This is a genomic window from Paenibacillus alba (assembly GCF_013204855.1).
Lineage (GTDB): Bacteria > Bacillota > Bacilli > Paenibacillales > NBRC-103111 > Paenibacillus_E > Paenibacillus_E alba.
Window position 1 is genome coordinate 64,043 of sequence record NZ_JABMKZ010000033.1, and the last position, 26,253, is coordinate 90,295.

At 46.4% G+C, this 26,253-nt stretch carries 21 protein-coding genes; 16 read left to right on the forward strand and 5 right to left on the reverse strand.

The window, feature by feature from the left end:
* Positions 1-43: 43 nt before the first annotated feature.
* From HQN90_RS29230 to HQN90_RS29250, 5 genes are all read left to right on the forward strand, one after another.
* Positions 44-1,585 (forward strand): spore germination protein, encoded by a 1,542-nt coding sequence (locus HQN90_RS29230; RefSeq protein WP_173225696.1) that lies wholly within the window; start codon positions 44-46, stop codon positions 1,583-1,585.
* Positions 1,586-1,623: 38 nt separating this feature from the next.
* A complete protein-coding gene (locus HQN90_RS29235) occupies positions 1,624-2,823 on the forward strand; it encodes a Ger(x)C family spore germination protein (RefSeq protein ID WP_173225699.1) in 1,200 nt (399 codons plus the stop codon).
* 6 nt (positions 2,824-2,829) lie between these two features.
* On the forward strand, positions 2,830-3,072 hold the full coding sequence (locus tag HQN90_RS29240) for a hypothetical protein (RefSeq protein ID WP_173225701.1): 243 nt from the start codon (positions 2,830-2,832) through the stop codon (positions 3,070-3,072).
* Positions 3,073-3,091: 19 nt separating this feature from the next.
* Positions 3,092-4,213 (forward strand): GerAB/ArcD/ProY family transporter, encoded by a 1,122-nt coding sequence (locus HQN90_RS29245; RefSeq protein ID WP_173225704.1) that lies wholly within the window; start codon positions 3,092-3,094, stop codon positions 4,211-4,213.
* A gap of 89 nt (positions 4,214-4,302) precedes the next feature.
* Positions 4,303-4,680 (forward strand): IDEAL domain-containing protein, encoded by a 378-nt coding sequence (locus HQN90_RS29250; protein WP_173225707.1) that lies wholly within the window; start codon positions 4,303-4,305, stop codon positions 4,678-4,680.
* 90 nt (positions 4,681-4,770) lie between these two features.
* Here HQN90_RS29250 and HQN90_RS29255 read toward each other — a convergent pair whose 3' ends face one another.
* The 3 genes from HQN90_RS29255 to HQN90_RS29265 form a co-directional block, all read right to left on the reverse strand.
* On the reverse strand, positions 4,771-5,553 hold the full coding sequence (locus tag HQN90_RS29255; protein ID WP_173225710.1) for a 3'-5' exonuclease: 783 nt from the start codon (positions 5,551-5,553) through the stop codon (positions 4,771-4,773).
* A 50-nt stretch (positions 5,554-5,603) separates the two neighbouring features.
* Complete coding sequence (locus HQN90_RS29260) at positions 5,604-6,755, reverse strand: MFS transporter (RefSeq protein ID WP_173225713.1); 1,152 nt, start codon at positions 6,753-6,755, stop codon at positions 5,604-5,606.
* 95 nt (positions 6,756-6,850) lie between these two features.
* On the reverse strand, positions 6,851-7,645 hold the full coding sequence (locus tag HQN90_RS29265; RefSeq protein WP_173225716.1) for a helix-turn-helix transcriptional regulator: 795 nt from the start codon (positions 7,643-7,645) through the stop codon (positions 6,851-6,853).
* 255 nt (positions 7,646-7,900) lie between these two features.
* On the opposite strand from HQN90_RS29265, the gene HQN90_RS29270 reads away from it, so the two are divergent.
* The 9 genes from HQN90_RS29270 (at position 7,901) to HQN90_RS29310 (ending at position 19,921) form a co-directional block, all read left to right on the forward strand.
* Complete coding sequence (locus HQN90_RS29270; protein ID WP_173225718.1) at positions 7,901-9,526, forward strand: AraC family transcriptional regulator; 1,626 nt, start codon at positions 7,901-7,903, stop codon at positions 9,524-9,526.
* Positions 9,527-9,661: 135 nt separating this feature from the next.
* On the forward strand, positions 9,662-10,693 hold the full coding sequence (locus tag HQN90_RS29275) for an ABC transporter substrate-binding protein (protein WP_173225721.1): 1,032 nt from the start codon (positions 9,662-9,664) through the stop codon (positions 10,691-10,693).
* A gap of 98 nt (positions 10,694-10,791) precedes the next feature.
* Positions 10,792-12,507 carry an ABC transporter ATP-binding protein gene (locus HQN90_RS29280; RefSeq protein WP_173225724.1) on the forward strand — a complete coding sequence of 572 codons (1,716 nt, stop codon included), beginning with the start codon at positions 10,792-10,794 and terminating at the stop codon, positions 12,505-12,507.
* Positions 12,508-12,601: 94 nt separating this feature from the next.
* Positions 12,602-13,486 (forward strand): SMP-30/gluconolactonase/LRE family protein, encoded by an 885-nt coding sequence (locus HQN90_RS29285; RefSeq protein ID WP_173225727.1) that lies wholly within the window; start codon positions 12,602-12,604, stop codon positions 13,484-13,486.
* A 155-nt stretch (positions 13,487-13,641) separates the two neighbouring features.
* The gene (locus HQN90_RS29290; RefSeq protein ID WP_173225730.1) at positions 13,642-15,900 is read left to right on the forward strand and encodes a helix-turn-helix domain-containing protein; all 2,259 of its coding nucleotides are present in this window, start codon (positions 13,642-13,644) and stop codon (positions 15,898-15,900) included.
* A gap of 52 nt (positions 15,901-15,952) precedes the next feature.
* The gene (locus HQN90_RS29295) at positions 15,953-16,150 is read left to right on the forward strand and encodes a hypothetical protein (protein WP_173225733.1); all 198 of its coding nucleotides are present in this window, start codon (positions 15,953-15,955) and stop codon (positions 16,148-16,150) included.
* A 420-nt stretch (positions 16,151-16,570) separates the two neighbouring features.
* On the forward strand, positions 16,571-17,428 hold the full coding sequence (locus HQN90_RS29300) for an ABC transporter permease (protein WP_173225762.1): 858 nt from the start codon (positions 16,571-16,573) through the stop codon (positions 17,426-17,428).
* Between the two features lie 17 nt (positions 17,429-17,445).
* Complete coding sequence (locus HQN90_RS29305; RefSeq protein ID WP_173225736.1) at positions 17,446-18,324, forward strand: carbohydrate ABC transporter permease; 879 nt, start codon at positions 17,446-17,448, stop codon at positions 18,322-18,324.
* Between the two features lie 70 nt (positions 18,325-18,394).
* The gene (locus HQN90_RS29310; protein ID WP_173225739.1) at positions 18,395-19,921 is read left to right on the forward strand and encodes an extracellular solute-binding protein; all 1,527 of its coding nucleotides are present in this window, start codon (positions 18,395-18,397) and stop codon (positions 19,919-19,921) included.
* 82 nt (positions 19,922-20,003) lie between these two features.
* On the opposite strand, the gene HQN90_RS29315 is transcribed toward HQN90_RS29310, so the two are convergent.
* Both HQN90_RS29315 and HQN90_RS29320 read right to left on the reverse strand, forming a co-directional pair.
* The gene (locus HQN90_RS29315) at positions 20,004-21,209 is read right to left on the reverse strand and encodes a chromate transporter (RefSeq protein WP_420851095.1); all 1,206 of its coding nucleotides are present in this window, start codon (positions 21,207-21,209) and stop codon (positions 20,004-20,006) included.
* A gap of 112 nt (positions 21,210-21,321) precedes the next feature.
* On the reverse strand, positions 21,322-23,040 hold the full coding sequence (locus tag HQN90_RS29320) for a sigma-54 interaction domain-containing protein (protein ID WP_173225745.1): 1,719 nt from the start codon (positions 23,038-23,040) through the stop codon (positions 21,322-21,324).
* 230 nt (positions 23,041-23,270) lie between these two features.
* On the opposite strand from HQN90_RS29320, the gene HQN90_RS29325 reads away from it, so the two are divergent.
* Both HQN90_RS29325 and pruA read left to right on the forward strand, forming a co-directional pair.
* Positions 23,271-24,185 carry a proline dehydrogenase family protein gene (locus HQN90_RS29325; RefSeq protein ID WP_173225747.1) on the forward strand — a complete coding sequence of 305 codons (915 nt, stop codon included), beginning with the start codon at positions 23,271-23,273 and terminating at the stop codon, positions 24,183-24,185.
* A gap of 54 nt (positions 24,186-24,239) precedes the next feature.
* On the forward strand, positions 24,240-25,808 hold the full coding sequence (gene pruA, locus HQN90_RS29330) for an L-glutamate gamma-semialdehyde dehydrogenase (protein ID WP_173225750.1): 1,569 nt from the start codon (positions 24,240-24,242) through the stop codon (positions 25,806-25,808).
* Positions 25,809-26,253 lie beyond the last annotated feature (445 nt).

A 26,253-nucleotide genomic window follows, 5' to 3' on the forward strand; every position in this document is an offset into this window, starting at 1 on the left:
GGGGATAATGTAGGCATGTCATATTGTTCTAGGGGAATCCAACATGTTTGCTCATTGGCTGCGTCCCAAAAAGAATATAGAACCACCGCAACCTGTCAGTCACAAAGTGGCAACCACCACGCCAATCCATTGCAGCCTTAAAGACAATATAGCCTATATCGAACGAAGCGTAGGATACAGCGCAGATATCATTTTTCGCGAAAGCACGTTTCATGCCATTGGAAAGCCGATTGTCATTATTTATACAGACGGACTTGTTGACGTAACCACGATTAATGATTTCATTATGAGATCGTTGATGACGGACTCTGTCATTGCAGATCCTGAGGATGATCCATTAATCGTTATGCAATCGTATACGCTTGCGATCGGTGAGATCAATCAAGTATCGGATATGGAGAGTTTGCTAAATCATGTATTGTCGGGTGATTCCGTCATTTTAATAGAAGGGTCATCGGTTGGCATTGCGGCAAACACCAAGGGCTGGAAGGACCGTGGTGTGACAGAAACGAATGTAGAGACGGTCATTCGCGGCCCGCGGGAAGCATTCTCAGAGTCAATAAGAACGAACACGGCTTTGATCCGCAGAAAAATTAAAGATCCTAATTTGTGGCTAGAGTCCTTTCAAATTGGTCAAGTTACGAAAACGGATATGGTTCTCATTTATATCCAAGGCGTGGCCCGCGAATCGCTGGTAACGGAAGTGCGCGACCGCTTGAAGAACATTCAGATTGATGGCGTATTAGAAAGCAGCAATGTGGAAGAAATCATTCAGGATCAACAGATAACAGTTTTCCCCACCCTGTACAATTCGGAACGCCCGGATGTCATTGCGCTTGAGCTAATGCGTGGGAAAATTGCCATTTTGGTAGACGGGACGCCCTTTGTACTGATTGCCCCGGCCTTATTTGAAACGTTCCTGAAAGCGTCAGAAGATTATTATCATCGAGTTGATATCAGTACTTTGATTCGAATGCTTAGATACGCCGGATTTCTGATCGCTTTATTGGCGCCTTCCTTGTATGTGGCGATTACCACATATCATCAGGAAATGATTCCAACCTCTCTTCTGATTAGCTTAAGCGCGCAAAGAGAGGGGACGCCGTTTCCAGCCTTTATTGAAGCTTTGATGATGGAAGTCACGTTTGAGGTGTTGCGGGAGGCTGCGCTTCGGATGCCTAGGAGCGTTGGCTCGGCGTTGTCTTTTGTCGGCACATTGGTAATCGGTCAAGCGGCCGTGGAAGCAGGTATTATATCGGCTGCCATGGTTATTGTAGTATCCATAACGGCTATATGCAGCTTCGTTTTTCCGTCGTATGACTTGTCCAATGCGATCCGCATTTTGCGTTTTCCGATGATGGCACTGGCAGCTTCTTTTGGCTTGGTGGGCATCTTTATCGGACTACTTGTGCTTGTCATGCATTTGAATAGTTTGCAATCCTTCGGTGTCCCGTATTTAAGTCCGTTCGCTCCGCTCCAGTTGGATAAGCAACGGGATGCGTTATTTCGCTTACCTTTCCAAGCGACCTTTTCGCGGATCCGCGGCATGCACTCTAACAAGGATACCAAGCGTAAGCCCCTCTAACAAAGGAAGCCAAGTCATCTGAGGTAGGTGCTGTTGAGATGGGTGTAAGAAGCAGAGTATGGCTCCTTGTATGTTTAATAGCAGTGATGCTGCTGACTAGCGGCTGCTGGAGCCGTAAAGAATTGAATTCCCTCTCTATCGCGCAAGGCATTGGGATTGATCTGGAAGACAATCAGTACGTACTCACGGTACAGATCGTAAATCCGGGAAGCTTTGTGAAGCAACAAGAAAGTATGAACACTTCGATAGTCGTGTACTCGGCGAAAGGCGCGACCTTGAATGAAGCGGTTCGCCGACTGTCGGCTTCTGTGGCAAGGAAAATATTTTTTGCTCATATTCGCATCGTAGTCTTCTCTGAGCGTGTTGCTAAGCAAGGGATTGCGAAGCCGCTTGATTTTCTGATGCGGGATAATGAAATTCGTTCTGATTTCAACGTTGTCATTGCAAGAGACAGCACAGCGAAGGAAGTTTTGAGCGTCCTTACACCGCTGGAGAAGATTCCGTCCAATTATTTGTTCAATGCGTTGGAAGTGGCGAATAAGGAATGGTCCCATGTGGTATCCGTTAAAATGGATGAGGTAGCCAACAATATTTTGGGAGAAGGGATGGACCCCGTGCTCAGTGGAGTTCGCATCCTAGGGGATAAAACCAAAGGGAAAGAAACGGCAAATCTGCAACTATCTGCGCCCTCGGTCAAGTTCGAACATGCGGGCATTGGGGTTCTAAAGAAGGACAAGCTTGTAGGGTGGCTGGATGAAAATGAGTCGAGAGGTTATTCGCTTCTCACAGACCGTGTGCAACGAACAGCACTTCATATCCCTTGTCCCAGTGGCGGCAAACTAGGCATAGATATTTCTCATGTGCACACGCAGATGCGGAGCAAGGTGACGAACAATAACCCGGAAATATGGGTGGATAGCAGTGTGAAGGGGAATATTTCAAGTGTTGAATGCCAAATTGATTTGTCGGATCTAGCAACGATTGAGAAGATTAACGAACAAGTGTCAGCGGCTGAAAAGTCTCTTATGGAGCTGTCCATTCAGAAAGCTATAAGCCTTGGAACCGATATTTTTGGCTTCGGTATAGCCGTTCATCGTGCTGACCCTAAATTCTGGAAGAAGAACAAAAGCAATTGGGACGAGCGCTTCGAGCAGATGCCGATCCATATTGAAGTCGTTACGAGCATGAGCAACACAGGAACAATCGGTAAATCGCCTGTAACGGAAAAAGAGGAGTAGGAAGCTATGATCTTGGGAATCAGTGTGTTTGCGATCTCGGTTCTCGTAGCTTATTTTGAAATTCCGAAGCTTCGTAATTGCGGAACGAAAGGGAACGTAAGCGTGTATCTCGCCTTTTTGGCAATAGGAAACTTTCTGGTGATTTGGAGGACGCTGGGTCTGCCTTTCCTTAATCCAGGGGATTGGATCGAGATTGTCATGCGTCCTCTCACGAAGCTGCTTCTTTCTTTGGGTTTCATAAAAGCATAACGGAAGGAGGTGCCTGAAGATGAATGAAATGCTGTCATCTCGCCAAATCATGATTCTTGTTCTCCTCTTTATGGTTGGAACGACGATATTGGTTGTTCCATCTGCGTTAGCTAATGAGGCGAAGCAGAATGCCTGGATATTGCAGATCGTGGGGACCAGCATCGGCCTTTTGTTTTTGGCTCTTTATATCCTTATTTTTAAGAGAAATAAAGGGCTGAACCTCTTTCAAATGAATGAAAGGCTGTTTGGACGCTGGTTCGGCAAAGGGGTTAGCTTGTTGATTGCTTTTGCGATTATGATTATTTGTGCCCAGGTCTTATTTTATATCGGCACCTTCATTACGACACAAATCATGCCGGATACGCCAACTGAAGCTATTCACGTTTTATTTATCCTTACCGCTATGCTTGGAGCGAATTTCGGAATTGCCAACTTGGCGCGGACAGCGGAAATATTTTTCCCTTGGATTATTCTTTTATTTGTTATGTTTATCTTATTGATTATGCCGGAGGTTAAACCGGAAATGCTGCTTCCGATTGGCGAGCTGGAGGGGATGTCGCTCATTCGAGGTGCTTTGCAGGTTGTTAATTATTCCTACCTTCCTTTATTTATTACCTTTGCGGCTTTTAATTCAACACTTGTATGGAAGCCTGGAATAGGAAAAGCTTTCGTAATTGGAGGCTTATTGAGCGGCATTTTCCTGATGATTTTGGTTTTGGTCAGCACGACGGTTTTGGGGCCAGCCAATTCAGAAACGCAAATATATCCGACGTACGTGTTAGCGAGGAAAATCAATGTTGGCAATTTTTTGCAGAGAATTGAAGTGATTGTTGCCTTCCTTTGGTTTATTTTTGTGTATTTCAAGCTAACGCTTTATTTTTATGCGATGATGACGGGGTTCGGTGAGGTGTTCCAATTGCCCAATCAGGGGAAAATACTTTGCTTTCCTCTAGGGATGATTACCAGCGTGCTATCGTTGGTGGTTTACCCAAATTTTGTTTATAAAACGAAATGGGATACGACAACCTGGACATCGGAAGCGATCTTGTTGGGACTTCTGTATCCACTGTTGATGCTCTTCATGACGGCGTATAAAAATAAAAAGGCCAGTGTCATCACCGCGGCTGGACCGAGTAAATAGGACGCAGTCCTTAGAAGCACCCCTTGACAATACATACTGTAATAATTATAATTACAGTATTAAGTTTTTACTAATAAGAAGTGGCGGTGATGATGATGAATTTTACAATCAGCGATTGGGTAATGGCAGCAACGAACGAAGATGAATTGATTCATGGCTATGTGGAATCGATCGATACCCAGCAGGGAGTGGCTCGCATTTATGTCATCGCATCCGATCATGACGCTGCGATTGGAAAAGTGAAAGAGGTTGTTCATCATGATGTGAAGAAATTGCCTATAGCTGCATTTGATATAGAAGAACAAGTCAAAAGTTTGATTGATGTAGCGCTGGCGGCAAGAGACAAAGAATGGTTCATGGAGCTGTTCGAAGATTTGATTCATATTAAACACAATGTGTCGAAGCGCGATGAACACCTTTTGGTGCCAACAACTTACCACAACCGTCTAGGTGTTGATCAGTTTTGATCCATTGGACGAAGAAAGCCAATTCATTAGACTTGTCCGAAAGGAGGTCTAGTGGATTGGCTTTTTATATTGGGGATGAAATGATTATGCTTATATTTTCTGTGTAGGCGCTTTGGCTGGACGCTGATCTTTGGTCATCTCCACGGCAAATAATGCTTGCAGCTCAGCGAGCTTTCTTGGATCCGTAATGGCCATTTTCTCTGTAAAATAATGCTCGACAAGCAGTTCCCAGGTTGGAACGACTTTCTGAGCGGTAATCGCTCGAATGGCGGTCTTGACCAGCCTTCTTTCCTTCGCATTCGCATAGACGTCGACGTACTGCTGCTTGCGCTCGAAATCAAGCTCGGTAAAGATCGCTCGGAAAACATCGCCTGTCATTCGGGCATCATCAAGTGCTCGGTGGGCCGAACCCTCGGAGGTGATATTCAAATCGAGCAGCGCGCCTTCGACACTCACATCATTCGTTACATTTTTGTAACGGGTGAAACCTTTCAATAAATCGAAATAAAAAGCTGACATCCAGAAGCCATCATCCATTTTGTGCATCCGTGTGTCAAAGACGATGCGTTTGAGATCCTCGCCACCCCAGGTAATGAGAAGGAATTCCCCGCTGCGATTCAGCCAGTTCATGAAATTCGTAATGACCTTGGGAAAACCTTCGGCTTGATCAATATCTTCTTGCGGAATGCCGGTCTTTTTCTTAATAAATCCGTTCAGCTTGGAGAAATAAACCGGTTTGATCAAAGCGGAGAACTCGTCCACAGGCTCTAATGAAGCATTTAACCTGACAGCCCCAATCTCGATGACCTCCATCGGCAATTCACTCGCAAATTTACGGCCGTTGAATTCGATATCCAAAATAATGTAGTCCATGTTGTTTGCCCCCGTTCGATCTCTGTGCTTTCCATTTTAACAGAAAATGCTTAGGATACCATCTTCCTTTTTCCATAGATTGCACTTAAAACCAGACTAAACAGCAGGCCGATAAAAGACATTCCTGAAATCCATAGATATAAAGGTTTCCCGCCAAAGCTTTCATAGAACCATCCCCCCAAGTAAGAGGCGACGATTCCCGAAACGCCGAAGAACAGCAAAGCGAGTACGGTTTGTCCCGTTGCGCGCCATTCCTCAGGCACTATGCGGTACAGATATTGAATAGCCGCGGAATAAAAAATCGGGAAGGTGAAAGTTTGGAATAACTGCAAGTATACGAGAACATGAGGCTCTGTCACCCAGGCAGATAGGAAGAAGCGAATGAAGTAGAAGAAAGCCGAGAAACCAATAATCGCTAATTCTTTTCCTTTGCGAAGCCACCAGAAGCTTAATGCGAACACGAGTATCTCGCTGCCCGCTGCCAGAAACCAAGCTTGCCCGACCAATTCAGGACTGCCGCCTAATTTACGAATATAAACACCTAGAAAAGTATCATTGATCCGCTGCGGTACAGCAATAATAAAGATGAGCACCAAAAACCAGATCGTTTCTTTATTGCTAAGGAACGTTTTTAGGCTCTTCAACGTAATCGGCTTCCCGGTTACTGGAGCATCCGGCAAGGGCAAGCAGATCAGAATGCTGATAATGCCGATGCCTGCAAAAAGGAAAGCAAGGCTATTGATGCCTAAATATTGAATCGCATAACCAACAGCGAGTGACATCACGGCATAGCCAACGGCGCCAAACGTTCGGATAGAACCATAGCTGACTCCGTTTGCTTCTGCTGTCTGGAAGTTCAGACTTTCTGTCAAAGGGTCCAAGGGCATTAAGAAAAAGTATAACAGCATCGTAAACAGAAGCAGGATAACGAAGCTGTTGGAGGCATATAAGAAATAACCAACGATTGTGGAGCACCCCAAGAGAAGCAGCATAATTTTTTTAATCGTTTTGGTTCTGTCACTTATCATTCCCCATAAGGGCTGTGAGAAAATCGTAATGATACCGCCTGTTCCGATAATCAATCCAATTTTGGTCGCAGGAAGCCCTTGCGCATCCAGATAAACGGGAAGGAAGGAAACGAACATGGCAAGGAGTGCGAAATACAAAAAATTAAAAGAACGCAATAAATTTGAAGAATTCATAATGATGATGACCTATACCTTCCTAATTAAATGGCAGAATACGTTGGTAAAACTACATTCTATCACGCTGCTTGTCAGATTTCCAAAGAAAATTCTCAAGAGCGCAGCTTGGAAGGGTTCATCCCCGTTACTTTTTTAAATTGCCGACTAAAGAAATAAATGCTTCGATATCCTAAAGCTTCCGCAACTTCCCCCACATTCATCCCAAGAGTCAGCAAATACTTCGCACGTTCAATTCGTTTCTCGATGATAAACGATTCAATGGTTTGTCCCATCTGTTCTTTGAATTTGAGGGAGAAGTAACGCGGCGAGAGATGAGTGAGCTTCGCTAATTCTTCGATGGTGTGCTGGTGTCCGGGATCCTGCAGAATATGTGCGGCGATGTCCATCATGATTTTATTCATGGAATGCTGGGTTTGATCTTTATATGGGAAATGCTCAGGTTTCTGACGTTCATAAAGCACCAGCAACAAGTGAAGCAAGAGAGCAGCCTCATCTTCATGCCCGAACGCTTGGTTCAGTCTCACCTGGATGAAACGCTGCAAGTATATTTCGTGAGCGTCAGCAGGGTTGAAGCGGATGTAAGGGGGAAGGGACAAGATCCAGGATAAGTCGCCTGTGGCATCGAAGTGAATGAAGGTAACGGTCAAAGGGCGTGCAGGATTATGTTTGGCACTTGCAAAGTCTTCTGGACGAAATAGAAAACAATCGCCTTGTCCGATTTCATAACGATTGCTGTTCAAAGTAACTTCACCTTCTCCGCTCCATACATACCAGAAGTCGAAGTCATCGAAGGGGTCATGCTCTCGGCTCCATCGCCAGTTCGGCTCACAAATGACTTTGCCGAATTGTTCGGACGGAACGAGTCCCCAAGACGTAGATAAAGACAAAATACACAGCCCCCTTATATGTAATATAGTTTAAAAAATATATTCATTCATATGGCTATTTTACTGCATATTATTTTAATGATAAAGATATGACTCGTTAAATAAGTCAAATGACATGCTTTGAATGCCGGGGGCCGCGCAGCTGGAGAATGAAATGTCTTCGGCAGCTATTCAATTTACTCATAGACACTGAGAACGATTATCACTTAAAATGAAGAGTAATGACTTACTGTGCAGGATGGTGATAGAACCGAGATGGATGAACGAATCATAAGAAAGACGGGCTATGACATGCTCGATCATATATGGATTAAACTGCGTACACTGACTTGCATTGAGGATAAAGGCTGGCGTTTGACGCTGGATTTCGTGCAATCACATACCCTCATGATTGCAATTAGCAGCAAGCTGAAGGTGGTTGTAGATGGCCGCATCTGCTTCCTCAAGCCGGGCAATGCTTATATCTGCTTGCCTGGACAGCTTGTTGAGGCTTCCGCTGCGGAGGAGCATGAGGGCGGCCTCTTTCTTTTTCAGTTTGATGCGGTTGTGGAAGCGGGCAGCACGGAAGGCGGATTGGAACTGAGCAGGCAGAAGAGTGTGTTCCCAATTAGCGGGGAAATCAGCCTTGCTGATCGTTCAAGCATAAGCAGCCTATGTTCCACGATTAGTGGGAATATGCAGTCAGCCAGTGCGCTCGATCGAATGCGAGGACAAGCAGCCTTTCAGGATTTGCTTTGCCGTCTGCTGCAGGATGCGCTGCCTGCCGCTGTTCAAGATCAGGATAGCGAGGCGCTGATGGATCGGACAAGAACCTATATGGAGCAGCATTTTGCCCAAAATATTACAATTGACGAGCTGGCCGAAATGGCCGGTGTGAGCCGTTACTACTATATGCGTACGTTCAAGCTGCAGAATGGCCGAAGTGCGATGGATTATTTATCTGAGCTACGAATTAATCAGGCGAAGGTACTCATGGAGAAAACCAAAATAAGGCTGCGTGACATTGCAAAGCAAGTGGGCTACAACGATGAATATTATTTCATTCGCAAATTTAAACAGCAAGTGGGAATTCCGCCTGCAACTTACATCAAGAACCGACAGCGCAAGGTCGCGGCTTATAGTTTTCCCAATATTGGGCAGCTGCTCGCCTTGAAAATTGTGCCTTTTGCGGCTCCGATGGATCATTCCTGGACGGATCTGTATCGCAGGAAGTACCAATACGACGTGGTTACGAAGCTTAGCCATGATTATGAGTTCAATCGTGAAGCGCTTCGGACAGCCAGGCCGGATTATATCATTGGGATTGACCACTTCGTGCCAATCGACGAGCAGGAGAAGCTGAAACAGGTCGCTCCTGCCTTTTTTGTTCCATGGCTGAAGCATAATTGGCGTGAGCATTTGCGATTGACCTCGGAATTTCTGGGGATTTCATCAGCAGCCGAACAGTGGATCGAAGATTATGAACGTAAAGCCAAGATCATCAGAGATCAAGTAAAAGGCGTTGTGAACAGCGATACGGTCATGATTGTCCAAATAACGGAAGCGGATTTCTACGTATACGGCGAAAGGTCCATCGCTGATGTGTTGTATTCGGATTTGCAGCTTAACTGCCCACAGCAAGTGAAGGGCATAGACACTTATCAGCCAGCTACCCTACAGCAATTAGGCGACTATGACGCGGATCGGATACTATTAATGTTTACGAATGAACGCAGTTTACAAGAAAATTGGGAAATATTGCAGCGAAACGAAGCGTGGAGAGCGCTGAAAGCCGTGCAGAATCATGGAGTCGCGCTGATCTCGCCATGGATGTGGTTCGAGTATTCGGCTTACACGCAAGAAAGGTTTCTCAGCGAGGCTTTGGCGGTATTCAAAGCATGATTGTGCATGAAAAGTAAGCACCATCGTCTATTTTCGAATCCAGAAGAGATCGGTTATACTCCATTAAGTGATAATGAGAATCATTATTATATATGAAGCGAACATAAGGGATCGCAACAATAGGAGGATTTACCGATGCCATATAAAAAATTCAATATCGTTGTATTAGGGGTTATGTTGTTGTTCTCGACGCTCCTAGCCGCTTGCGGTACGAAGGCGAAGGAAGATACAGCGGCCAAAGGCACGCCGGCTGCTGCGGCAAGTACACCAGCTGCCAGTGCCAAAGCGGCAGACGCGGCGCCAACTACGCGCGTGTTCAAAGATTTGCTCGGACATGAAGTGACCATTCCTACGAATCCCAAAAGAGTGATTGTAGACCAGTTTATGGGGCATCTGCTGGCGCTGGGCGTGAAGCCGGTCGGAGCTGCCTCTTATCAGTTTGATGCTGCTTTTCTGAAAGAACCTGCCGCAGGCGTAGAGAACATCGGCAATCCGGTGTCGAAGGAAAAAATGCTGGCGTTGAATCCGGATCTGATCATTTTGCAAGATGAAGGCGCAGCGGTCAAAATGTATGACGATCTATCCAAAATTGCTCCGACAATCGTCTTGTCTTACGCGGGTGCAGACTCCCAAAATGTGCTGGAGCAGCTTCGTCAGATTGGCGACATCGTTGGTAAAAAGCAGGAAGCCGAGCAGTGGATTACCAAATACGAAGCCAAGGCGAAGCAGTATCGAGAGCAAGTAGCCAAGGTTATTGGTCCTGAGAAAACGTTCTCCATTGTTGAGCTATGGGCGAAACAAACGGTAGTTTACGGCAAAAACTTCGGAAGAGGCGGCTATAACTTATATGACGCACTTCAATTATCTCCGCCAAAAGCTGTTAAAACCGAAATGTTTGATCAAAATAAAAACTGGCTGGAAGTAACGATGGAAAGCTTGCCTAAATATGTAGGCGACTATATTTTCTTAACGGCTAATGCCGGAGAAAACAGCGCGGCCCGATTAAAGGAGCTTATGGACAATCCGGTATGGAAAAGCCTTCCTGCTGTGAAGAACAATCATGTGTATCAAATGAATACGAGTGAAATTTTCCCAGGGGATCCGATCTCGGTCGATAAACAGCTGGATATTCAAGCGAAATTACTGCTGGAGCTTACTGCAAAGTAAACAAGCGCCTTGAGCGATTACCCATAGACCTCAATCTATCCGGATTGAATGTCTGTGGGTAATCGTGTTGTGGACGAATAAGAACGGAGTGAAGCCTTATGCTTAGAAAGTTTTTCGCTTATTACAAGCCTTATCGAACGTTATTCCTTATCGACTTCTGCTGCGCCGTATTTTCTGCACTGCTGGAGCTGGGCTTTCCACTGATTGTCAATCGGTTCGTCGACGACCTTCTACCGAAGGGCCAATGGCAGATGATCATGTGGGCATGTCTGGGACTGCTTGCCATCTATGTTTGCAACAGCGCTTTGCAATATGTCGTTACTTATTGGGGACATCAACTTGGCATTAACATTGAAACGGATATGCGGCGCAAGCTGTTTAATCATGTGCAGAAGTTATCCTTCCGCTTTTTTGACAACAATAAAACGGGGCATTTGATGGCTCGCATGACGAGCAATTTGATGGAAATTGGTGAAATGGCGCATCATGGACCAGAGGATCTGTTTATAGCGGCTATGACCTTAATCGGTGCCTTCATTCTGATGATGATGATTAATTGGAAGCTGGCGCTGCTGACCGTTATCGTCATTCCGGGGCTCATTTACTTAGCCCTGCATTTTAACAGAAAAATGATGCAGGCGTTCCGTCGAATGTTCAAAGATATCGCGGAATTCAATGCGCGCGTAGAAGACAGCATCGGGGGGATCCGAGTCGTACAAGCTTTTACGAATGAGCAGCATGAAGCGGGGCAATTCGCTGAAAATAATGAGCAGTATCGCCAAACGAAGTTCCTTTCGTATAAAATACAGGCGCAGAACTCATCTGTGAGCTATTTATTGATGCGGCTTATCCTATTGTTCGTGCTCGTTTGCGGCACATGGTTCGTCGTGAAAGGGGAGATGACATCGGGGGAATTTGTTGGCTTCCTGCTGTTATCCAATGTATTTCTGGGCCCAATCAACAAAATTAATTCGGTTATCGAAAGCTATCCCAAAGGCATCGCTGGCTTCAAGAGCTATCTCGAATTGCTGGAAACCGCGCCGGATATCGCGGATGCACCTGATGCGATTGATCTGCATAACTTGCGTGGTGATATCTGTTATAAAGGAGTTACGTTCGGTTATGAGAATGAAGGTAAGGTGCTGCAAGGTATCGACCTGACGATTCACGCCGGTGAGACTATTGCCTTCGTTGGCCCTTCCGGAGCGGGCAAGACGACCTTATGCAGCTTGCTGCCGCGTTTCTATGAGGTGGATACCGGAAGTATCACTGTTGATGGAACCGACATTCGCAAAGTGAAGCTGCTATCTTTGCGCAGCCAGATCGGTATCGTTCAGCAGGATGTTTTCTTGTTCTCGGGTACGATTCGCGATAACATTGCTTACGGCAATTTGAAGGCAAGCGACAGCGATATCTGGGATGCGGCGCGCCGCGCGAGACTGGAGGACTTCATTCGTTCGCAAAAGGACGGCTTGCAGACGATCATTGGCGAGCGGGGCGTGAAGCTGTCCGGCGGTCAGAAACAGCGGTTGGCTATCGCGCGGATGTTTCTCAAGAATCCGCCGATTCTGATTCTGGACGAAGCGACATCAGCGCTTGATACGGAGACGGAGAAAGCGATTCAACTGTCGCTGGCCGAGTTGTCCAAAGGGCGAACGACACTTGTCATTGCCCATCGACTGGCGACGATCAAGAATGCGGATCGGATCGTCGTCGTTACCGAGCAAGGCATCACTGAGCAGGGGAGCCATCAGAAGCTGATTGCTGCTGGCGGCGTATACAGCCAACTGCATGAAGCGCAATTCGGCAATTAGTTGAAGCACTATTTGCAAACGAATGCCATAATTCCTGCATCTTCCAATCTCGTGGTATTCGGTTTACTATTGAGAGAAAGGAGTTGAATAGAAGATGAGTGCTGATCACGTGAAACTTGTACTGGATGCCAAGGCAATATTAGGGGAAGGGCCCAGCTGGCATGCTGCCCAGCGAAAGCTGTATTGGGTTGATATTGTGGGGAAGACGTTTCATCAATTCGATCCTGCCACAGGCCACAATGAACAGTTTCCTGTCGGCGAATATGTGGGTGCTGTCGTCAGCGCCGGCGCGAATAAGGTGATGTTGGCAACGCAATCCGGATTTCAAGCCTACGATTTGGTGTCGCGTGAGCTTACTCCCTTGGTAGACCCGGAGTCGCATCAACCAGGCAACCGTTTTAATGATGGCAAGTGTGATTCTAGGGGGAGATTCTGGGCAGGAACGATGGAAATAGCAGAAACAGAGGCAACAGGTGCTCTTTATGTATTGGATAATGAGGCTAGCTGCCGCAAAGTCGTAGACAATGTGGGCGTTTCCAACGGTATTGCTTGGAGCTTGGACGAGACAGAAATGTATTACGTAGATTCGCTGAAAAAGCTGGTTTATGCCTTTGCCTTTGATGCAGTGAAGGGGGAAATCAGCAATTCGAGAGTCTTGATTGATTTTCAAACGGAACAAGGCTTTCCGGATGGTATGACCAGTGATGCAGAAGGCATGTTGTGGATCGCACATTGGGACGGTTGGCAGGTGTCCCGCTGGGATCCCAAAACTGCGCAGAAGTTGGCAAGCATTCCAGTTCCAGTAGCCAAGGTCAGCTCCTGCGTCTTTGGTGGAGAAGAGTTAGACACCCTGTATATAACGACGGCCAGCAAGGGAGTTCAGCCAGAGCAAATGGCGGAGCAACCGCATGCCGGAGGGATTTTTGCAGTGAAGCCCGGAGTCAAGGGTACGCAAACATATGGTTTCGGAGGCAACTGAAACCATAAGGCTCAAAGCCGCTTCACACGGGGAGTATTCCGTGTAAGCGGCTTTTTCTTCGAAAATCCATTTGGCGGCATCTGCGAAATGCCTGTCCTCAAAATCGCATGCATATGTTACAATGGGAACCATTAATTCTGTTGATGGAGGATGCTATGCCCTCGCGATACTCATTCCTAATCAAGCTTTTGGTATCTACTACGTTAATTAGCACAGTTCCGCTTTTATTCCTAGGTGTATATGCCTTCTTCCAATCCACTTCGACCGTCCAAACGAAGGTGAATGAAGCGAATGTTTTCATTTTGCAGCAATCGCAAAGCCGCGTTGAACAGATTCTTAAGGTCGTCGATCAGGTATCCGGAAGATATGCGGAGACACCGTTTGTCGTCAATTCGGTAGCGAAAAAAATGGAAATAGAAGATTTTCAAGACATTGATTTGTTGGCAAAAGGTCTTTTGGGTGTACAAACCTATGAGTTGGGTGTCAAAACAGCCGAGCTCCACAGCATTCAGAACAAATGGTATATCAAAGATGGCGGTTTCTATTTTGGAACAGATACAACTAAGGCAGCGATCAGCCAAAATTCGGCTTACAACTCTCGCTGGCTGCCGGATTCGGATCAAGCTTTTGCTGGCATCAAGTTAGTGAAAGCGATTCCTTCCTTGGCCGCTGAGCCCAAAGGCTACTTATTTGTCCGAATGTCGAGCACCGAGTTGGCTAAGTTGTTGACCGGTGGTTTCTCGACGAGAGAAACGATGATTGTTGACGACAAGATGACTATTATCATCCACAGCAATCCCGACAGAATCGGCCAAAACATCCTCTCCGAGCCATGGTCCCAAGAGCTGCGGAAAGCCGATAAAACACAGGGGTATTTCAACAGCACTGTGTCAGGTAAACCATACAGTGTGATTTATAACCAATCTCGGTACAATAATTGGACTTATGTCTCAGTCATTCCACTGGAGGAGGCCAAGAAAGAATCGGCCTCTATTGGCTGGGCTACCTTAACAGCGTGTGTGCTTTTACTCCTGTTTGCTGCGCTTTTGTCCTATTGGGCATCCAAGCGGATTTATTTTCCGGTACGAAGCCTGATGGAATTTACGATGCGTCACAGCAAGCCGTCTTGTGGAGGCGTTGTTGTCAAAGACGAGCTGCATTGGATCGGGAATCAATTCGCATCCCTTCATCAGTCCAAGGAACAATTGGAAGGACAGATGAAGATTCAGTCAGGGCAGCTGGTTGATTACTTCATGTTGAAGCTTTTTCAAGGCGAGTTGTATCGCAGTGAAATGGAGGAGAAAGCTGAGCGCTTTCAACTGCCTGTGTGGCAGAGGTACGCCGTGCTGGTGCTGCAGATCGATGCGCTAGCCCAAACACGCTATAGTCTCAGTGAGCAGGATCTTTTGTTGTTTGCGATCAATAACATAGCCTCAGAGCTTATTCCTATCCCGCAGCGAATTCAGGCGATGCCGATCGGAAACTATCAAGTTACACTTGTTGGCAGCAATGCAGACAATCACATGGAGCTGCTGAGCGAGTGGAGTGCTTTGGCCATGTCGGTCCAGAACGCTGCCGAGGAATTCCTGGGGCTCAAGGTCAGTATAGGCATAAGCCGGCCTTATACGCAGTTGTTTGCGACGTCTCAGGCATTTCTCGAAGCCAAAGAAGCGTTGCAATATCGGATTCGACTCGGCGAAAAGGCGATTCTGCATTTGGATGACCTGAAGCCGAAGCAGGCTGCCCGGCAATACTACCCGCATCACTTGGTTTCAGAGCTTACCCAGGCGATCGTCTTTCTGGATAAGGATAAGGCAGAGGAGCTGCTTCACCAATTTATTCAAGATGTGCTGCGAGTAGAATCCGATCCTAATCTGTACCGCATGTCCTTTGCTATGCTGCTGACAGATCTGATCCGCGTCTTGTATGAGATGGGGGATACCGGGGGACTGTTCGCTCAAGATCATCGCAATGAGTATGAACAAATGTTTGGACTAAAGACGCCGCAGGAAATCGAAGCGTGGTTCAAGTCGCAAATGATTTCTCCGATGATCGAATTGACACGCAAACGGCATGAATCGTCGGGCAAAAGCATTTCTCGCTCGGTGATGGATCTCATCCATGAGCATTATGACAGTGATTTGACACTTGAGCAGTGCGCACTGCGATTGAATTACAGCACACATTATATACGCCGGATGTTCCGCAAAGAATCGGGCATGAATTTTAGTGATTATTTAGCTGGCTACCGCCATGATATGGCGAAAAGTTGGCTCAGTGGAACGGAAATGAAAATAACGGAAATTGCTGAACGCCTGCAATATACGAATGCGCAAAATTTCATCCGTCAGTTCCGTAAGCTGGAAGCAATGACACCCGGTCAATACCGAGAACAGAAGCGAGCAGAGCAGTAGCTGCTTGTAATCAAATGAGCAGATCAAACCTTGGCTAAGGGGCCAAGGTTTTTTGCTATACAAGAATTTAGATGATTTGGAGCGCGATGGGCTTACCTCTTATTTATTTGCTACTGCGGATGAGGATGAGGATGAGGATGAGGATGAGGTGAGCCAGTTGTGGGGTAGTTGCGACCTGATAGGTAACGAACCCCACGAATGGGAACTACGTTCCCTTATTCATGAGCCAAACAGCCATTTGGCTAGTTAGACGGAACTACGGTACGCTAATTTGTCTAAATTGCTGGAATTTCTCGCTAGCGAGGTGAAATAAGGGATCATACTTCCCTTCCAGCTGTAAATATCGGATTCTGAGCCGATTAGCGGATCATAGTTCCTTTTCGTGAGGCAATTGCTTCTTTTGGTGTACACGAGCTTTCAATGATTATTAATAGGGTCGCTAATGATTATAAAGTCTGGATTTACGCTGGTTTTGCCTGTTTTGGGCAGATGGAGCGCTGTTGATTATTGAAGGCAATTTCAGGCTTCGATATGCTAACGCTGTCATAACAAACAAGGAGGACGATGAACAGTGGAACTGACTTCCAAGCCGTTAGAATCGGATACGGTTACACGGAGCGACGCCCGCCGAAGATTTAACCGTCTATTCAAAAACAGGTGGCTGTATCTGATGGCACTTCCCGGCATGCTCTACTTTATTATTTTTCGCTATTTCCCGATGTGGGGGCTGCTGATTTCCTTTCAGGATTATCAACCGGCTCTGGGCATGCTGCACAGCAAATGGGTCGGGCTTAAGCATTTCGAGCGATTCTTTTTTGATGCCTCCTTCGCAATGCTGTTCAAGAATACGATTATTTTAGCCATTTACAATCTGTTCTTCTTTTTCCCGCTGCCGATCATCTTGGCCCTGCTATTAAATGAAATTCGCAAAGAGGCCTTTAAGCGAACCATTCAAACAATTGTGTATATCCCGCATTTTGTGTCATGGGTCGTTGTGGTGGGGATCTCCTACATTTTTTTCACAACCGAAGGCGGGATTGTCAATGATGTATTGGCTTCCATGGGTCTTCCCAAGCTTGAGTTTCTGATTTCCAGCGAATGGTTCCGAACGATGATCGTTTCGCAGGTTGTGTGGAAGGAAACCGGTTGGGGGACGATTATTTTCCTCGCAGCCTTGGCGGGGGTTGATCCGCAATTGTATGAAGCTGCGAAGATTGATGGAGCAGGCCGTTTCCGTCAGGTATGGCATATTACACTTCCGGCGATACGCAGTGTGATTGTCATTTTATTCATCCTTCGACTCGGTTCGTTCCTGGATACCGGCTTTGAGCAAATCTTCTTGATGCTGAACGCGATGAACCGCGAGGTAGGCGAGGTTTTCGATACCTATGTCTACAATGTCGGTATCCAGCAAGGTCAGTTCAGCTACAGTACGGCAGTCGGTTTATTTAAATCGCTAATCGGACTGGTGCTGGTCGTGAGCGCTAATCGGTTGGCCAAAAAATTCGGCGAAAGCGGTCTGTACTAAGAAGGGATAGGTGCAAAATGATCCATAAAAGCTTGGGCAGCCGTATTTTTGACGGCTTCAATTATACGTTTTTGCTTGTTTTCGCGTTAGTCACGCTGTTGCCGTTTGTTTACATTTTATCGGTTTCGTTCGCAGAGCCGGCAGAGGTGCTGAAACGTGGCTTTATCCTTTTCCCAACCTCCTTCTCCTTAGAGGGGTATCGCTACATTTTCTCCACGCAAACGATTGTGAACAGTCTGTTCGTTACGATTGGAATTACCGTCGTTGGGACATTTATTAATCTGTTGTTCACTTCACTTTTGGCCTATCCGTTGTCCAGATCGGATTTTGCCGGGCGCAAGCTGTTTATGATGATGATCGTCTTCACGATGCTGTTTCATGGCGGGATTCTGCCAACCTTTCTCGTTGTGAAAGCGCTTGGGATGCTGAACAGCTACTGGTCGCTGCTCATTCCGAATGCGATCAGCGCATTCAATCTGATTGTGGTCGTCAGCTTTTTCCGGCAGCTGCCGGAGGGACTAGAGGAAGCGGCGAAGATTGACGGATGCAGCGATGTTGGCTTGCTTTTTCGGATCGTGCTGCCGTTATCAGCGCCGGTATTGGCTACGTTCGCACTCTTTTATGCCGTAGGACACTGGAACACTTTTTTCAATGCGATTATGTATATCAATGATTCCAAAATGTGGCCAATCCAGGTTTGGCTGAGGCAGATCGTGATTCTCTCGCAAGGCGGAATCGGCGACTCCACCCAGTTCGATCAGAATTATATTGCTCCTCCGTCGCAAATTATTAAGATGGCCGTCATCGTCATCTCTACGGTGCCAATTTTGATTGTGTACCCTTTTCTGCAAAAGCATTTTGCCAAAGGGGTCATGCTTGGTTCCGTAAAAGGTTAAAATGTGTCCCTTTTGTATTGTGATTGGGATTCATTCATATAAAATAAGCATATAGGGAGGCATTACCACGATGAAAAAACATACGGGAATGAAGAAAGCCGGAATTGCGGCGATGGGGATGTTGGTTGGCGCTGCTGCTCTACTCGCCGGTTGTGGAAGCGAGAAAAGCCCAGCAGGGGGAAGTGCTGGAACGAGCAGCAATCCCGAAAGTAAAGAGCCACTTAAGCTTAGTGTCATGACATTAATGTACGCGGAGCCGCCTAAAGCGGACAGTGACGTACAAAAGAAGATTGAAGAATATACGAATACCAAGCTGGACATCTCTTGGGTGCCCAATTCTTCCTATAAAGAAAAAGTGAATGTTACGATTGCTTCTGGTGAGCTGCCGAAGGCGCTTCTCGTGCAAAATAACAAGGATTCGAATATTTTGAGCGCCGTGCGTGCAGGTGTATTTTGGGAGGTTGGTCCGTATTTGAAGGACTACCCGAATTTATCCAAAATGAATAAGTCTGTGTTCGACAATATTAAAGTAGACGGGAAAATTTATGGCTTGTACCGTGCCCGTGATTTATCCACGTACGGCATCATTTTCCGCAGCGATTGGCTGAAAAATGTAGGTCTAAGCGAACCGAAAACGATTGACGAGCTGTACAATGTGTTAAAAGCGTTTACTTTGAACGATCCAGATAAGAACGGAAAAGCCGATACGGTGGGCTTGACGGAAGAGAAAACGATGGATGGCTTCGGCGTTGTAGCGTCCATCATGGGTGCTCCGAATAGCTGGGAAGTGAAGGACGGCAAGCTGAGCCCGGATTTCTTGGCGCCTGAATATTTTGAAGCGATGAAATTTTACAAAAAGCTGTATGATGAAAAGCTGATCAAGCAGGATTTTCCTGTATTAAACAATCAGCAGAAGAAGGATGACATTAACCAAGGGAAGGCAGGGGCCGTCATTTCCAATATGATTGATGGTGCTGGTTATCAGGCATCGCTTGCCAAGACGTTCCCAGGTGCGGAAGTGGATGTTGTTAGTCGTCTCAAAGGACCTAAGGGAGAAAGGCTGCCAGGCGGAGTTGGGTACAATAGCGTATTCATGTTCCCCAAATCGAGCGTGAAAACAGAGGCGGAGCTGAAGAAGATCCTTGACTTCTACGATAAGCTTTCTGATCAGAAGATGCTGGATTTGCTAGGATGGGGAGTCGAGGGCAAGCATTATAAAGTTGAAGACGGCAAGCCGGTATTTATTGATCAAAAGCTGCAGGATACCGAGGTTGGTTCCAGTTACCTGCAATTGCAAATAGCCAAATATACAGCCAAAACAACAGGCAAAGAAACGCCGTTGATGGAGAAATATGGCAAGATGATCAAGGATAATGAAGCCATTGCGGTGAATAATCCGACCAATCCCTTAGTTTCCGAAACACAAACGACCAAAGGCAGTGAGTTAAAGCCAATCATTGATGATGCCCGCACGAAATTTATTTTGGGCAAATTGGATGAAGCTGGCTGGAAACAAGCGATTGAGCAATGGCGCAAAGCCGGTGGCGATAAAGTCATCCAAGAGTTTACGGAGCAATATGCGAAAAGCGGTCAGTAAGGACACTTGAATACCCAAAAGAGGTTGTCTCACAAGTCGAAAATGACTGCGAGGCAGCCTCTTCTGTTTTAGCGGCAATTTTTTATAGATAGGATATTGCTTCGCCAGCTGCAGCTCCTAGCAGCACAATGATCCATGGCGGCAATTTCCAGAAAACCAACAGCCCAAACAGCAAAAGGGCGACAATGAAATCAGAAGTCTGGAGGATGGCCGTTGTCCAAAGCGGGTTGTAAAGAGCGGCAAGCAGTATCCCAACCACAGCCGCGTTGATGCTGACAAGTGCGCCTTGAATGCTAGGATTGGATCGCAAAGCATTCCAGAAAGGCAGCGCTCCGACAATGAGCAAATAAGCAGGCAAGAAAATGGCCAGGGTGCCGACAATGGCCCCTTTGATGCCGCTGAACATCGCGCCCAGGTAAGTGGCAAATGTAAAAAGCGGGCCAGGGACTGCTTGCGCAGCGCCATAACCAGTGAGAAAGACTTCTTTGCTGGTCCACCCTTGCGGGACCATCTCACGTTCCAAGAGAGGAAGGACGACATGTCCGCCTCCGAACACGAGGGAGCCCACCCGATAAAAGGAATCGAACAAGGCTAGAAGCGGAGAGTGTCCCAGCCCATTTAGAATCGGTAGAAGGAAGAGTAGAAGTACGTACGAGAGTAAACAAGCAATAGCCAAATAACGATGAACGTTCACTTGAATATGGCTAGTTTCCTGTGCAGAAGCTGTTTTGAAAGCCCATACGCCCAGCAATCCCGCTAAAACAATGATCAATACTTGACTGAAAACTGCTTGCCAGACTAAGGTGATTGAAGCCGCTGCGATGGCGATCGTCGCTGTACTTTTCGTAGAAGCGAGCTTTTTGCCCATACCGAATATGGCTTGTGCAACGATGGCGACAGCAACAATTTTGAGGCCGTGAATCCAGCCGGAATTGCTGACATCAATCGTTTTCATTACAAGTGAGAAAAACAATAGGATGAGTATGGAGGGCATTGTAAATCCAAGCCAGGCCGCCGCACCCCCTAATAAACCGGCACGAAGGGTACCGATTCCTATGCCAACCTGGCTGCTGGCAGGGCCTGGGAGGAATTGACAGAGAGCAACGAGATCTGCGTAGCTCTTCTCATCCAGCCATTTTCGTTTATGAATATATTCATGATGAAAATAGCCTAGATGAGCGATTGGCCCACCAAAAGAGGTCAGTCCTAGTTTGGTAGAAACAAGAAGTACTTCCCATATTGCTTTTCCTTTATTAGGATGCTGTTTTGGAGCCGATTCCAAGCGTATTCCCCCCTAATCTCATCGACAATTCTATGATAATCGCTACTTTCAGTTTATCCGAATTATCTCTTCTCGACAAACACCAAAAAACCCGGCAATCGAGCTGCCGAGCTGAGGTTCATTCTAATTGATACTCTTTGATTTTATTATACAAAGTGCCGCGGGAAACACCCAGCAGCTTGGCTGCTGCGCTTTTGTTTCCAGCTGTTTTGAGCAAAGCTTCTTCAATTAAGGTGATTTCTTCATCTTCCGATACTTTGGCTTTGAGAATTACAAGGGAATCCGCTTCTGTCGCAATGAGACTAGGCTGCAGCTCCTGCAGGACGGTTGGCAAATGATCAAGAGTGATGATGTCTTCATCGCTAAGAATGATGCATCGTTCAATGACATTTTTTAATTCCTGGATATTGCCTGGCCACGTGTAATTGGTCAAAGCCAAGATAACCTCTGGCGAAAGCGTTGGAACCGGCTTCTGATATTGCGCGGAGAATTGCTTGAGATACATCTGCACCATGGCTGGAATATCTTCAATGCGATCACGCAATGGCGGGATGCGAATGGAGATGACATTAAGCGCATAATAAAGATCGGAGCGGAACTCCTGATTAACCAGCTTGCTGGCCAAATCTTCCCGCGTTGCAATGATAATCCGCGTTCTTAAGCTGATCGGAAGGCTGCCGCCGGAGCGAACGATGGTTTGCTGCGTGATGTAATGGTAGAGCTTGGCTTGCAGATCAAGCGGAAGCTTTTCGATTTCATTAATAAATAAGGTGCCATCCTTGGCTTGTTCCAATTTGCCGGCCTGCCCGCTGTCACTGCCGCTGAACGTACCGCCTTGGAAGCCAAATAATTCAGTTTCAAGCAATCCCGCGGGCACGATGCCGCAATTAACCGTCAAAAAAGGTTGATTCGCTCGTGGACTGGATTGATGAATAATATGAGCAAGCTGCTCTTTGCCAACACCCGATTCTCCTATAAGGAGGACGGGTGTTTCTGTTGCTGCAACCTTCTTGGCCCATTGGATAACCTTGCCGATCGCGGGGCCTTTTCCTTTGATTAAGGTAAATAAATCTTCCGAGTGCTCTTTGTGCGGCAAGCCGTAGGAATCTGCGGTCGTTAATTGTTCATTCAATCGCACTAATTGGGTGATATCTTGTTCCGTAGCGATGCCGCCGATGATAAGACCATTATCGTCTCTGATCGGCGAGGCATTGATTAAGACATGGGTATCTGGTCGAGGGCGGTGATACGTGTTACGAATCACACGGCCTTCGTCTAATATTTTCAGAACCATCAGCGTTTCGACATCAAAATGCTCGCCAATACGCTTGCCCAAAATATCTGCGCTCGGCAAATGATAAAGCTCTTCGGCGACGGAGTTCCAGCAAATCACTTCGCCATTGCGATCAACGACAGTTACGGCATCGGTAACCGTTTCGGCAAGTGCTGAGAAATAAGAGGACCATTTGTGCTGCTCGGTCATTACGGCCTGCAAGCAAGCTGATAAAGGGGAGTATCCCCGAATCTGTCCAGCCTTATCCTTGAAGAGCAGCGGGCGATGCGTAGTTTGATCTGTCTGTGAAATCAGGCCCGTTTCGTCCCAAGCTGCCCAATGAGCAGCAAAAAAATTGGTTTTGGCCAATACCTCTTGCAGGTTGTGTGCAGAGAAGATGGGCAGGAGTGCTGCATCTTCCGGTATGAATAGATGTATCTCGCTGCTCTGTGAAGCAATTACAGCAGTTCCTTGATGTAAATAGGAAGATAGCTCTCCCAGTGTTGTTTCCAATGGCAATTCGACAAACTTGCTGTTCAACGGAATGTGTTCATTTTTGAACATAGTTGACCTCATTTATGTAGCGTTCATTTGCTTTAAATTTACCATGAATACTTAGGCGATTCAACACGCTGGACGATGGATGTGAGTATGATGAAGGATAGCCGATAGAAGTGTTTAAAGTTAATCGAAATATATTTTTGAACAAATAGTGTTCAAATTATTGTTTATAGTGTACAATTAAGTTAATTATTAAACACTATTGTACAAATTCCTTTGGAGGAATAACACATATGGAACTTATCATGAAAAATATGTTTCAATCCTTGGGCAAAAGTCGCACAGCCAACCGATTAGCCAAAAAATATGGTTTACGCTTCGGCGCAGCACGTTTCGTAGCTGGAGAGACGATTCAACAATCGATTGCAGCAGTTCGAGGCCTTAATCAGGATGGCCGCGTTGCGACGCTGGATCATTTAGGCGAATTCGTTTTTAGTGAAGATGAGGCTTTGGAATCTGCCGCGATGTGCATACAGACGTTAGATGCGATTGCTGAGTCCGGCGTGAAGTCCAATCTTTCGTTGAAAATGACATCTCTGGGTCTTGATATTAGCAGAGAGCTTTGCGTAACCAGCATGAAACGGATTCTTGAACGTGCTCGCTTGCATAACAATTTTGTACGGATTGATATGGAGGACTATGCGCACTGTCAAATCTCATTAGATATTTACAAGGAACTTCGAAAAGACTATGACAATGTCGGTATCGTTATCCAAGCTTATTTGTTCCGTACGATGCAGGATATCGACGATTTAGCTTCTCTTGGAGCTAATCTGCGGCTTGTGAAGGGCGCTTATAAGGAGTCTCCGCAGGTAGCTTTCCCGGATAAAAGCGCTGTCGATGAGAATTATAAAAAAATCATTGAAAAACATTTGACCAACGGACATTACACCGCTATTGCCAGTCATGATGAAGCCATTATTAAGCACACCAAGCAATTTGTCAGCGAACACGGAATTTCGAATGATCAATTTGAGTTTCAGATGCTGTACGGGATTTGCGATGAGCTGCAAAAGCAATTAGTCAGAGAAGGCTACCGAGTACGTATTTATGTGCCTTACGGAGTAGACTGGTTTGGTTATTTCATGAGAAGACTGGCTGAGCGTCCAGCAAATGTCTGGTTTGTTCTGAAAAATATGTTTAAGTAATCAAAACCTGAGATAGGTACAATTCAGCTTGCCAAATTTGAGAGGAGAGATCCCATGCGTACTTTTACAACTGCTAGTCCTTATGTTAATGAGCCATTTACAGATTTTAGCCTTGAGGTGAATCAAAAAGCGCTGCAGGCAGCCATTGCCAAAGTGAAGGATGAACTAGGGCGTGAATACCCGCTTCGTATTGGTGCTGAAAAAGTGATGACTGAAGCCAAAATTACGTCCATTAATCCGGGCAATCTAGATGAAGTAATCGGTTATGTGAGTAAAGCGGATCAAGCTCTCGCTGAGAAAGCGATGAATGTGGCGCTGGAAACGTTCGAAACGTGGAAAAAGGTGCCTCCGCAAGAACGCGCGGAATATTTGTTCAAAGCTGCGGCTTTAATGCGTGCTCGCAAACATGAGTTTTCTGCTTTGATGATTTTGGAATCTGGTAAAAATTACGTGGAAGCGGATGTAGATACCGCAGAAGCTATTGATTTTATCGAGTTCTATGCGCGAGAAATGATTCGTTTAAGTGAAATCAATGAGACGCAGCCGTTGGTGAAAATCCCCGGGGAAAACAATCGCATTTCCTATATTCCCTTAGGCGTTGGCGTTGTGATTCCACCTTGGAATTTCCCGCTTGCGATCTGTGTCGGGATGACGACAGCAGCGGTTGTTTCCGGTAACACGGTTCTTCTCAAACCTGCTTCAACAACACCGGTGATTGCGCATAAATTTGTAGCGCTGATGGAGGAAGTAGGTCTTCCCGCAGGTGTTATCAACTTTATTCCCGGCAGCGGGGCTGAAGTGGGAGACTACCTAACGACGCATCCGAAGACGCGTTTCATCAGCTTCACAGGCTCCAAAGAAGTTGGCTTGCGCATCAATAGACTTGCGGCGGACACGGTTCCAGGGCAAATCTGGATCAAGCGTGTTGTCGCTGAAATGGGTGGCAAAGACGGGATCATCGTAGATGAAACGGCTGATCTCGACGCAGCTGCTGCTGCGATTGCAGCTTCGGCTTTCGGTTTCCAGGGCCAGAAGTGTTCGGCCGGTTCTCGTGCTGTCATCGTAGAATCAGTCTACGATCAAGTCGTCGATAAAGTGGTCGCTTTGACGAATAAGCTGCAAAGCGGTCTGCCTGAGCTTAACTTTGCGGCAGGTCCTGTTATTGATAAAGCTTCCTATGATCGAATTCTGGATTACATCGAAATTGGGAAAACAGAAGGAACCCTTCTTGCCGGCGGCGGGAAGGCAGAAGGCAATGGCTACTACATTCAGCCAACGGTGTTTGGAGATGTAGGCGGTAAAGCGCGTTTAATGCAAGAAGAGATTTTCGGGCCTGTTCTGGCTATTGCCAAAGCCAAAGACTGGAAAGAAGCAATCGCGCTGTACAACGATACAGAATTCGGATTGACGGGTTCTTACTTCTCAACCAATGAGGAGCGCATTGCTGAGGCTCTTGACACCGTACACTGCGGCAACTTGTATATCAACCGCAAATGTACAGGAGCTTTGGTAGGTGTTCACCCATTCGGCGGCTTCAACATGTCGGGAACGGATTCCAAGGCAGGCGGCTACGATTATCTGCTGCTGTTCACCCAAGCGAAGCTGACTTCGCGCAAGGTTTAATGGTTGAGATAGAGAAGGCGGACGTGAGTCCTGCCTTCTTTTTTGTGCGCTGCTGCGGTTGGCGTGCACAGCTACGGTTGGCGTGCACAGCTACGCTTGGCGTGCACAGCTGCGCTTGGCGTGAGCCGCTGGGTGAGAAAAGCGTGGCTCTTGTTTGATTTCGCTCAAATCAAGCCCTTAACGACCGAGAGGGAACTCTGTTCCCCTATTCTTCATCCAAACAGCCATTTTGCTAGTCAGAGGGAACTACGGTACGCTAATTTGCCTAATTTGATGGAATATTACCCTTTAGAGGTGAAATAGAGGAGCATACTTCCCTTTCAGCCAATAGCTTTGCATCAAACCTAACATGGAAATCCGAAAAAAGTATCGTCTAAATAATTTATAATTACTACCTAAATATGGGATTAATTGATGTATTTATCTGGACGATGCACAAAAAAAC